This window comes from Rhizobium sp. RU33A, from assembly GCF_900156055.1.
GTDB lineage: Bacteria > Pseudomonadota > Alphaproteobacteria > Rhizobiales > Rhizobiaceae > Allorhizobium.
The window spans coordinates 1-11,916 of the sequence record NZ_FTMQ01000015.1; the positions used below are offsets into that span (position 1 = coordinate 1).

Genomic DNA, 11,916 nt, shown 5'->3' on the forward strand with positions numbered 1-11,916 from the left:
GGCGCTTGCCGGCGGCATCGTCACCTTCACGCCAACGGCCAACTTCTCCGGCCAGGCCTCCTTCACCTACACGCTCGACAATGGTGCGGCCACCGACACCGGAACCGTCACCATCGACGTCGCGCCCGTGGCGGCGCCTGCGATCATTTCGCTGTCCGCCGCAGTGGCGACCGCCCAGGTGCAGGTCACAAATGTCATCGCCTCAGAGGCGCCCGCAGTCGCCGCGCTGTCCGGCGGCGGCCATGTCGTCGTTTGGTATGATGCGAACAATCTGCATTACGCCACCTATGATGCCGCCGGCACACCCGGCGCATCCGGTGTCCTGTCCGGCGGACCCTATTATGATCGGGGCCATTCGGTCGTCGCCCTCGACAACAACGGCTTTGCCATCATCGGCAACACCAATGACAGCAGGCCCGCTAGCCTCCATTCCTTCGCCTCACCGGGCGGCACGGCCACGGTTACGCAGATTGCCAGCGGCGAATTCCTGAACAGCGCCATGACCCGGCTGGCTAATGGCGACATCGCCTTTGCCATTGAATATGGCAGTTCTAACCGCGACATTCGCATCGGCATCATCACCCCGGGCGCGAGCGCACCCTCGGCGCTCGTCAACGCCCTGTCTAACCAGGCAGGCAATCAGGAGAACCCCGACATCGCAGCGCTGCCAGGCGGCGGTTTCGTCGTGGCGTGGTCAACCGGTGCGGCAATCCAGGTGCAACGTTATGGGCCGGACGGGACGCGCGAGGGCGCGGTCATTACATCACTCCCGGTATCCGATACCCTCCTTTCCTTCGTGCCCTCGATCGCCGTGCTCGTCGATGGCAGCTATGTGGTCGCGTTCTACTCTTCCGGCGCCGATCGCGAAGTCTATCAGCTGCGCTATGGTGTGGACGGACAGCCGCTCGGCGAGCCCTCCGGAACGCCCGTGCGGGTCAACAGCACCACCACGGATGACCAGACCCTAGCGGAAGTTGTTGCGCTGCCGGATGGCGGCTATGTCATCGTCTGGCATTCGTCCAACCCCGCGGCCCCCGGCATCTACGGCCAGCGTTTTGATGCCGACGGCGTGCCGCTCGGAGCCGAATTCCAGGTTGCGGATGGTTTCGCCAGCTTCTGGCCGATCTATGTCGACGGTGCTGCCACACTCACGAGCGACGGCGATCTCCTGGTCGCCTATCAGTCAAACACGAATTCCGGAACGATCTCCTTCGCCCGCGTCGAGATCGCTTCGCTTGGCAGCGAGGACGCGGGACCGATCAGCCTGCCTGTTGCGGTCACGGTCGAGCCGGGAGACACGATCCAGTCGATCACTGTCACCGGGGTTCCGGCAGGCGCGGTCCTCACCGATGGCGTCCGCAGCGCGACCTCGACCGGCGCATCCGTCGATCTCACCGGCTGGACGCTGTCCACCCTAACCTTCACGCCACCCGCCAATGCCAGCGGCACTTTCACCCTGACGCTGTCCGTCACCACCACCGACACAGCGACCCTGTCCGGTAGCGCCGTGACCGACACCGAGACAGTGACGCGAAGCTTCGAGGTCACGGTGATCGCGGTCAACGACGCGCCCACGCTCACGGGTCTCAATGGGGTCACCTTCCTTGAGAACACCGTCAACGCCGCGCCGCAGATCATTGACGCCGATGTGGTCTTCGCAGATATCGACAGCGCCAATCTCGACACCGGCAAGTTGACCGTTTCCGGCTTCATTGTTGGGCAGGACACGATCGGTATCCGCAACCAGGGCGCAGGTGCGAACCAGATCGGCGTCTCCGGCACCAACGTGACCTATGGCGGCGTGGTGATCGGCACGGTCACCGGCGGTTCGGGCGCAAACAACCTAGTTGTCAGCTTCAACGCAGATGCCACACCGGTGGCGGTCGATGCGCTCATCCAGAACTTGACCTATGCCAACTCGAGCGGCACGCCGACGGCCACGCGCACGCTAACCATTAGCGTCACCGATGGCGACGGCGGTACGGTCTTGGCCACGAGCGTGGTCAATGTGACGGCGGAAAACGATGCGCCGACGCTGACTGGCGATTTTGCGGCCACCATGGCCAACGGCGCCACCTATGTCCTTGACGTGGCCGACCTCGACTTCATCGACGTTGACGACAGCGCAACGGGCGTTGTCTTCAGTGTTTCTAACCTCGTCAATGGTACCGTCTGGGTGGCTGGGTCGCAGGCCAACAGCTTCACCGGCGTCCAGCTCGCCGGCGGGTCGGTCGAATTCCGCCATAACGGCTCGGCAACGACTTCGGCGTCGTTCAATGTCTCGGTCGAGGATGGGAACGAGGACGGTTCCGTTCCGGTCGCGCAAGCCTTCTCGATCACCGTCACGCCACCGGCGCAGGTTGCGGTGGCGGACCACCTTTCTTTCGCCTCCGAATACTGGCGGGTCTGGGAGGTCAACGGGCACGCCTACTACACGGCTATTCCGGGCTTAGGTCAGACGCCGTTTGCGCATGTTGATACTTTGCTGGGCGGGGCGGCCTATGTCGCAACGATAACAAGCGCAGGCGAGAGCGCTTTCGTTCTCGCCAATGCCCGGCACAATTTCTACAGCGTCATTGGCGGGTCGGACAGCGCAGTGGAAGGCGTGTGGCGCTGGATCGAAGGCCCGGAAAGCGGGACCCAGTTCTGGTCGGGCGCTGCGAACGGCACGGCGGTTGGCGGGGCCTACGCCCCCTGGGCCAGCAATGAGCCCAATAATGGCGGCGGCGGTGAGGACTATGTCATCCTCGTCAGTGAAGCAGGCGCCAATTACGGCAAGTGGGTTGATGTCGGCGCGCGGACCGGCGAAGACGGCCGCTACATTGCCGAGGCCGGCACAGTAGGGTCGCTATACGTCGCCAACCAAGCATCTGGACAGACCAGCTTCCTCGCCAACATCCTGTTGCAGAACGATACCGGGGCGGCGGCTTTTTCAAGCGTCTCTGCCACGAGCACGCTTGGAGCCTCGCTTGCCTACGACGCGGCGACGGGCCGCATCACCTACAATGCCGGCAGTATCCTGCAAGTGCAGGCGCTTGCGACAGGCCAAACGCTTGACGATACCTTCACCTACCAATTGAGCAATGGCTCGACCGGCACGGTAACGATGACCATCCAGGGCGTCGACGACGCGCCGACTCTGACCGGTTTTGACAACGTCACATTCCTCGAGAATACGGTCAATGCGGCCCCGCAGGTCATCGACGCCAATGTAGTCTTCGCAGACGTGGATTCCGCCAATCTCGATACCTATACGCTGAGGGTGTCCGGCTTCATCAACGGCGAGGACACGATCGGCATCCGCAACCAGGGCACCGGCGCCGGGCAGATCGGCTTCTCCGGCGGCAACGTGACCTATGGCGGCACAGTGATTGGCTCGTTCTTCGGCGGGTCGGGCCCGAACAATCTGGTCGTCACGTTCAACGCCAACGCCACGCCCACGGCGGTCGACGCACTGCTCCAGAACCTGACCTATGCCAATTCGAGGGATACACCGACGGCCACCCGCACGTTGACGATCAGCGTGACCGACGGCTACGGCGGCGGGGTGTCGGCCACGAGCGTGGTCAATGTAACCGCGCAGAGCGACGTTACTCTGGCCGTCGCCTCCGCCGACGTCATCAGCCCCGCGCCCGTTGGCTGGACCTGGCTTGCCACCAATGGCCACATCTACAAATACGTGTCGACTGACACGACCTGGTCGAATGCTGTCACCAGTGCTGCGGGCGAGATCACCGGGCAGTCCTATCTGGCGACGAGCACTAGCAGCGCGGAGGACGCGTTGATCGATAGCCTGGCGACCGGACGAACCCATCTGGGCGCCACTGACCAAGCCGCAGAAGGCACCTGGAAGTGGGTGACGGGGCCAGAGGCTGGGCAGGTGTTCTGGATCGGCGGGGCCAACGGATCTGCCCAGAACGGCGCCTTCACCAACTGGTCGTCGAACAATCCGGGCAATCTGTCCGGTTACAACAGCGCGGAGAACTATCTCGCCACCGATGTTTCCAAAAACTGGAACGATGTCGATGCCAGCAACAGCAATGTCGGCGCGATCGGATACACCGCGGAAGCCGGCGGCCTGAACGGCCAAACCTACGCCACCATCACCGAGGATGCGCCTTTCACCTTCTCGCAGTCCTGGCTGCTCGCAAACGACTCGAACGCGCCGGCCGCCATCCAGTCGGTTTCGGCCACGAGCAGCAAGGGCGCTGCTGTCAGCTATAATTCGACGACCGGCGAGATCACCTACAATCCGACAGGCTCGTCCACGCTGCAGGCGCTCAGGACAGGGCAGACGACCACCGACACCTTCACCTACACGATCAGCGACGGCAACGGCGGCACCTCGACGGCTACGGTGACGGTCAATGTTCAGGGGATCAGCACCGCGCCTGTTGTGTCCAATCTCAAGGTGACGGCGACAACGATCGGCTTCACCATCACCGATGCGGATTCCGGCAGCATTGCAATTACACCCCTGAATGCCGCGGAGGCTCTCGGCACAAGCTTCGGGATCGGCCAGCACACGGTGAACATGACCGCAGGAACATCTGACACCACGGTGCCGGTGAATTTCACCGATGGCGTGGGAGGCTCCTTCACGCCGTTCTCCCTGGGTCGCGGCACCAATGGCTGGGATACGATTGAAGCATACAATCTGCCCACCGGAGCCATCGTGTTCGGATTTGGCGGCGTCGACGGGATCATCGGCACTGGCATGAACGACTACCTCATCGGAGGAGCGGATCGCGACACGATCACCGGGGGTCTGGGTTCGGACCGCTTCATCTATACGGCGGGCGACACGGCATATGCGTTGGCATCGTCCGGCGGCAACAATGGCTCGGTTTCAGGCTTTGACAGGATCACCGACTTCGACCCCGGCGTCGATAAGCTCGACTTTGCGGTTGCGCCGCAGGTTGCCACGGTCAACGGGCCGATCGTCGACGGAGCCGTTTCCTTCCTCCGCTACGTGAACGGAGCCGGCAATGAAGTCGGCGCCCACCGGATCCTGAGCGGCGGCATAATCCAGTTTTCCGATTCTGCTTCGCCTTTCAGCCCCCTGACGCTGAACAGCGGGCAGGCGATCGCCGCCGCCGTCGATTATCTCGGGCGCAACGATCTGGGCGCCGCCGGCACGCTGGTCTCTTTCAGCGCAACGCTCGGCGGCGTGAATTACACCTACGTCTATCAGCAGGTCGGAGACACGCCGAATGCGGTCAACGACATCCTGATCGAGCTCGAGGGCGTGGCCGGTCTCAGCAATCTGGCGACCGTTCTGGCCGCGGCGATGGACCCGATCGTGCTCGATCTCAATGGCGACGGCCTGCATTTCACCGGGGCAAGCTTCGATCTCGATCACGATGGCGTGGCGGATTCGATCGCCTGGCCATCCGGCGGCGATGGCCTGCTGGTGGTCGATCTCGACGGGTCTGGCGCCATCGAAAGCGGCAACGAGGTTTTCTCGCCCGATTTCAACGGCGGCGGCTTTGAGACCTCGCTGGATGCGCTGGCTTCTCTTGACGCTAACGGCGACGGTCGGATCGACATGCAAGATGCGTATTTCGGCGATATCCGCCTCTGGATCGATGCCGATGGCAATGGCATCAGTGACGCAGACGAACTCGTAGGACTGGCCGACGCGGGTGTGGCTGCGGTCCGTCTCGACGCCCTTGCCACGAGCTACATCGTCGACGGACAGCGCGTGTTCGCCGAAGGCCAATTCGAGTTGGTCGACGGGTCAACCGGGGAATTCTTCGGGCTCGATCTTGGGCCTTTCGACGGAACCGGCGACCGGTTTCTTTCGGGAGAGGTGGGTGACGACATCCTCAATGGCTTGCTGGCCAGAGACACCCTGACGGGTGCGCCCGGCATGGACACCTTTGTCTTCGACGTGGATGTGCTGGCCGCTTCCGGCTTGGGCATTCGGGATCTGATCGCCGACTATGATTTCGGCGGGGGTGATGTGATCGATTTTGCGGCACTTCTCGGCTCGCAACAGGTCAACCAGGTCGATGCAAATGGCTCTGTCAACGGGGCCTTGCTCGAAGGGGATATTGGCGGCATGGGCACCGATGCGGATGGTACGCAGATCATCCCGTTCAGTCCTGCGCCGTTTACCAGCGCGCTCCATATTCTGGTGGAGGACGATGTGACACCATCGTCAGTGGCCATCTGATGGGGCAAGTGGCCGTGCCACTGGCGGCAGCCAATCGGGCTCGACGAGCTTTTGCTTCAAAAACTTCGATCACGGCGCGATCTGGCTGCGGAGGCCGCGTCGTGACAGCAAGCAGTCCAAGGTGCATGAGGACTCGTCTGTAGCCCAGCGGACCGCAACGATGAGACAGTTTGGGCGTAACGTGCAGCCTTCCGTCTCTCCACGTTCGTTCTGCCATGCTTATCCAGCCAGATCGACAATGATGGACTGGACAGTATCAGCCAAGGGATGATCACGGCAGGCACGAGGAAAGCCCGGCTGGCGGATGGCGAGGGAGATGGTAGAGAACTCTGGAGAGTTCTTCGTCTATGACGCCACGCTCAACAAGCGAAGTGTCATGGACACGCCACAAAGCGATCTGTTTGGTATTCCGACAGCCGGAGTTTTAAAGCAGCGTCTTTCGGCAGCAGCTCTATGTCAGGGGTTGCGTGAACACTTAGGCACGCTTGCGCGAACTCATGAAAGGCTCACTCCGACGAAAGGTCTTTACTACTCAATCAGAGGCGCACGCCATCTCCCGGTAGACGTTATGACCGGAATTGGCGACCCGGCGGTGTTTGAAAGCGATTCAGTTCTTGGTGCCGCAGCCATTCGGTACATTGAAGGCCAATGCGCTGAATTAATTCTTGGGGGTCGATACCCTCATAACACGCTCATGTGCTCCAGATCCCCCTCTATCGCGCATTTATAAATCATGACCTAAAAAATGCGGAGTACATTTTGGCCCTTCGGTTGCATCGAGCTAAGGAATTGATTGATCAGGCATCTTCGTCGACGTTGATCTCTTCCATCGCGAGGCAGTGCGGCTTATTTGCTAGGGCAAAGTTTTCACGCCAGTTCAAACGCAGATTCGGGGTCATGCCCACCCAGCGGCGGCATCTTAAGATAAGCCTCGTTCTTGGAGATTCTCGACGAAGACCTTGTCCCGCCACGCGCCCATGCCATTCATCGAAATGGCGATCTGCGCCCTCTTCAGCACGGCAGTGAAGTCGGTGGAAGTGAACTGCAATCCTGCTCGAGTGCCCCCCGCGCCTAGCGGGTGAGATACCGGGCCCGGTGTGAAGATCAGTGAAGCCCGAAACGGGTGTAGCTCGTTTACATGGGTGGCGGACACCTTTTTGCGGAGACGCTTTAAAAAGGTTGGTCGCGGGTTGGCTTTGGTCCCGCTTGCCGTGATCATAGTTTTAGTCACTACACCTGCCTGACGGTGCCGATCTGGCTTGAGCTCGGCGACGAAAAGGCATCTCGTCCAGCAGCTTAGTGCGGCCTCTGTTGTCGCCGTTCGTGTGAAGACGGCTTTCAACCCATCCTCCATAGTTTTTGAAGCCGGGGAAGCGGGTCTTGCCTTATGCGTCCGAGGTATCATGGCTTCGAGAATGTGACTTAGGTTGCTGCCTTTCACTCTTTGCCAGTGAGAACGCGCAAGTCGGAAGATCCTCGTTGATGGTAGGCTGTCGTCTCAAGTGCGAGCTGGCGCCTCAAGCGGGCCGATACAGTCTGATCAAGGCAATCATTGAGGTTCGCTGTTGGTTTCCACGCGGATGAGCCGGTTTTTTCACCGAGAAATGAGCCACTTCTAGGTATGGTTTTCTGATCAGGGTTTGGTCTAGGGATTGGCTTGTTATCCTCTCTTCTGTGCAGCGGTAGGTTGGTCAGCATTGTGAGAAGGCGTCGAGCGCCTTTCAGCGCGTCGTGCGTCCATTGTTGCCCGCCTTTTTCCCTTCGCCTTTTGCGGGCCCGCCGTGCCCCGCGCGTTTCAGGTCGCCTCGGCAATTAGGAACTCGACAGGATCAGCTGCGATCACGCGCATGCGGCGCAGCGCTCCAGGTCAGAGCTCAAGATTGGTGCCTGTCTGGTGAAGCAGCCCAGAGGCTTCACGCTGCAGTTGAGCGTGAATAGATGAAGTCCGCACGCAAAGGCTTGACTTTACTTCGATATGACCGCGGATCCGGCGATGTCGGTCATCGGCGACCTGATCGTTCGTTTTGCTAAGAGCCACACCATGGCTGCCTTCTTTCAGGCTTTCCTGACAGTCCCCCCCATCCCATGCAATGGTTTGCACCGTCTTTTCGCTTCGCCCGCCCCTTCGGGGTGCAAGGGCTGTTTTGACCTGTCTCTCCGGACGCCATCAGGCCGCGATGGTCGCGGTCTCAAAAGCGAAAGGAAACGATCATGTCCAAATCATCTTCACCCAAATTCGATGTCCATCAGGAAATTACCAACCGCATATTCGATGCTCTCGAAAACGCTGGCGAGTTCCAGCTGCCCTGGATCGCCAACAAAGCGGCAAGCCTGGCTCGCCCCGTCAATATCGCATCGCGCAAGCCCTATAATGGCGTGAATATTTTGAGCCTCTGGGTGTCTGCCCAGGCATCTCACTATCCCTCGAATGTATGGGGCACGTACCGACAATGGCAAGATGCCGGTTGCCAGGTGCGCAAGGGTGAGAAATCCTCACTCGTCGTCTTCTACAAGACTTTCGATGTCGAAGAGATCAATGACCAGACCGGTCAGGCCGAACAAGCCGAACGCATGGTTCTACGCGCCAGCTGGGTCTTCAATGCGGCCCAGGTGGATGGCTTCCCTCTTGATCAGACCGATATCCCGGAACAGCCCTTGTTCGATCCAATCGCTCAGGCCGAAGCCTTCGTCAAAGCAACAGGTGCTGTCATCGAGGAAGGGGGCGACAAAGCCTGCTATGTCCCATCAGCTGACATCATCCGCATACCAGAGCGCCGCCGCTTCACCGGCACCGCGACCTCGACTGCCGGCGAAGGTTTTTACAGCACGCTATGCCATGAGCTGACCCATTGGTCAGGTGCGAACACCCGCCTTTCTCGCGATCTGTCCACCCGATTTGGCACTGAGGCCTATGCGATGGAAGAACTCGTCGCCGAACTGGGTGCAGCCTTCCTGTGCGGCGATCTTGGGCTGGTCCTTGAGCCGCGTCTCGATCATGCCCAATACATCAAGAACTGGTTGACCGTGCTGAAGTCCGACAAGAAGGCAGTCTTCACCGCAGCTTCGAAAGCCTCTGAAGCGAGCAACTGGCTGATGTCGCTGGCTTCTCATTATCGAGACAAAGAGGGTGCGGCGTGAGCCCCATCCTTTCACTCTTTACCGGTGACAACAGGCAAAGTCGCAACATACTTGTCGATGGTTTCGACAACATCCTTAAGCATTGGGAGGTTGGTCTTTTCGCTCCCCCATCGCTCCATGAATAGCGCGACAGTTTCCTGAGCCGTGTCGAGCACAAGCTTCTTGGGCAGGTTGGCTTTTGCGGATAGATGCGCCAGCTCGTCTGTTGTAAACCCGCTGAACTCCTTTGTCCGGCTGAAAGTCAGCGCGGATTTGTCATTTACGATATACGGGATCGTGGACACGAAGTCATAGGCCGGAGCGAGGCGGGCGCTGCGACGATCGGGATAAATGAGCGACCAGTTTTTTAGGTGCATGTCGCCATTGCCGATCAGGACATTGAACGTCAAGCGGCGAATGAATTCGGCGACATCATCCGGACCGGATTCCGAGGCGATCACCGATATCACATTTCGGTAACTGGCCTTCTTGTACTTATTCTCAGGGTAGACATTAAAGACCTGCGCGAAATCCTCGATATGTGTGGCGCTTCCATCCTCATTGCGATCGAAGCGTTCGATGACGAAGGCCTGTTGCCCGATCGTCTCAATCCCGTCCGGCAAATTTCCGATCGATCGCACATCGATCAGTCCGATCGCTGGCACGTTGATCCCGACCATCCTGGCAAGGCTCATCATCGAGAACTCGTTTTCCGGGACGTTGGCAAACTCGCGCGAGGGGAGTTTGACGATCCGATTGCCGCCGATGCCGCTTGTCGGAATGGTCAGGCCACCGCTGGCACTTTGTACGGCCGAGAATTTGAGCTGCACTCCCGCCAATGAAAACCGCATGGCATCTTCCGCAGCTTGCCTCGCTGCTTCGCCTTCCAAGACGTTGTGCGCTTCGTCCGGCCATTCTTCGCCGTCCGCTGGGTTGATAGTGATCGCGCCGGGCAGGTCCTGCCCGAGCACCCATAAGAGGAAGAACTCCCGATCAATATGGATATCAGCCTTCTCGGCCAGGTATCGGCGCAGATGCCCCTCCGGCAGGAGGTTCGAGAAGTATGGCATCAGCTTGATCTTGTATGGTCGAAAATCCGTGATCAGGTCGCCGAGGCTATCCTTAAACTGCAGGCCGAGGGTCGGTCTTTCTGGGTTCTCGACATAGGCATCGTTGAACGCAAAAAGCGTCTTTTCGGCTCCGACATAAGTGATGGTGCCGATTTCTTTGCCATAGAGGCGCACACTCAAGACGGAAACATCAGGCATCGTCATCCTCCTCATCTAACGAGTAGGCTGGACGGTTTGCATTCCTCTGTTCGCTCGTCGGCGCGAAATGAGCGATTTTGTTGCGGAGCGCCTTCATGCCGTTGGCTGCATCGAAGATGCCGTTCCACTGCTGTGTGAGATTGGCGCGTTCAATGGTGCGCCGAAGAGAGCGGAGACTGTCCAGGAACCGCGTATCGATCTGTAGGCGCTGGATGGACGCTATGGCTTTGCGCAGATCCTGCAGTTCTGGAAGTGCCGGCGCTTCGATCTGGAGTGTGCGGATTGCCTTTTGCAATCGCTGCATTTCCTTGTCGATTGCGGTTGATTGGATCACATTACGATCCGTCGTTTGGCGCATGATTGACTTGATCGCTGGCACAGCTTTGCGCGGGACCAGGGCGATCTCCAAGTCAAGTGCGTTGGCAATCGCGACGAGGCTCGACAGGCGTAGATCTACGTTATTGGTTTCGATCCGCGAGATCTGCGCCTGTGGAACGCCAGCCAGGCGGCTCAGTTCGCGTTGACTAAGCTGTTTGGCTTCCCTGGCTTCGCGTAGGCGGTCCGCGATTTCTTGGGATTCATATCTCATTGATGTTTATTGCTACATCGTAATCTATTTTTGATGTCGTTTTTGATATCAAGAATTGTGTAGCATAGCAATTGATATCTAAAAAGACATCAAAATGATTTTATGATGTTTATTTCGATATCAAAAGGGATGCGTTGGTAACTTCCTTCTCACCCGCATCTGAGCACGATACCCATAACTTCTGGTGCGTCCTCCGATACGAGGCCGCATCGAGGAAAGGTTGGCTTCGCTAACTGCAAAACGAACCTTCGAGCTAGGCAACTCTCTCAGAAATCCGGGAGGCTGTTAGGATTAGGGTCCAAATCCCCAGAGGCAGGGTCCACACCGATCGGTTGCCGTTATCAATCCCGCAAGATCTCACTCTATGCGCCTTGCCACTCAAGCCCGATACTGGCGTCGGCCCTGCACTCGGCGAGCCCAGCGTTCAACGAGCCAAACATTCCATAAGCCGAGCCCCAAACAGTCTCGCCACGCATGGATCATGCGGCCTAGTAAAAGTGAGTAACCCTGCAGAGCGATGAAGCCAGATGTCATCAAACCGTCCCGGCCACTATCTGACGCAAACCTCCTCCTCCTACATGTTTCAGATCAGGCTTCCGTCGACGCTTGACCCGCAGCGGCCGCTCATCCGGATTAGTCTTCGAACACGCAGGCTTGGAGAGGCGCGCTTGTTGATTATGGGATGGCCCGCCCTTCCGAGGACATCGAGTATGATGTCCTTCTCTTGAAGGGAAAGGAGCCGAGCCATGCATATTTCCATTTTG

At 59.1% G+C, this 11,916-nt stretch carries 4 protein-coding genes; 2 read left to right on the forward strand and 2 right to left on the reverse strand.

Annotated elements, in window-relative coordinates; translation table 11 throughout:
* On the forward strand, positions 1-6,178 hold a 6,178-nt coding region (locus BW978_RS22910; RefSeq protein ID WP_139330650.1), incomplete at its 5' end, for an Ig-like domain-containing protein.
* Between the two features lie 2,211 nt (positions 6,179-8,389).
* Positions 8,390-9,316 (forward strand): ArdC family protein, encoded by a 927-nt coding sequence (locus BW978_RS22925; RefSeq protein ID WP_076398575.1) that lies wholly within the window; start codon positions 8,390-8,392, stop codon positions 9,314-9,316.
* Positions 9,317-9,327: 11 nt separating this feature from the next.
* Here BW978_RS22925 and BW978_RS22930 read toward each other — a convergent pair whose 3' ends face one another.
* Positions 9,328-10,569: a type II toxin-antitoxin system HipA family toxin gene (locus BW978_RS22930; RefSeq protein ID WP_348529172.1), complete on the reverse strand. Its 1,242-nt coding sequence runs from the start codon at positions 10,567-10,569 to the stop codon at positions 9,328-9,330.
* Positions 10,556-11,152: a helix-turn-helix domain-containing protein gene (locus BW978_RS22935; RefSeq protein ID WP_076398581.1), complete on the reverse strand. Its 597-nt coding sequence runs from the start codon at positions 11,150-11,152 to the stop codon at positions 10,556-10,558. Before BW978_RS22935 ends, BW978_RS22930 begins: the two co-directional genes overlap by 14 nt.
* Positions 11,153-11,916: the final 764 nt, after the last annotated feature.

What these genes read in the sequence shown, in the direction of transcription:
- BW978_RS22925 (WP_076398575.1), top strand. Translation starts at nt 8,390, where the DNA reads ATGTCCAAATCATCTTCACCCAAATTCGATGTCCATCAGGAAATTACC.
- BW978_RS22930 (WP_348529172.1), bottom strand. Translation starts at nt 10,569, where the DNA reads ATGACGATGCCTGATGTTTCCGTCTTGAGTGTGCGCCTCTATGGCAAA.
- BW978_RS22935 (WP_076398581.1), bottom strand. Translation starts at nt 11,152, where the DNA reads ATGAGATATGAATCCCAAGAAATCGCGGACCGCCTACGCGAAGCCAGG.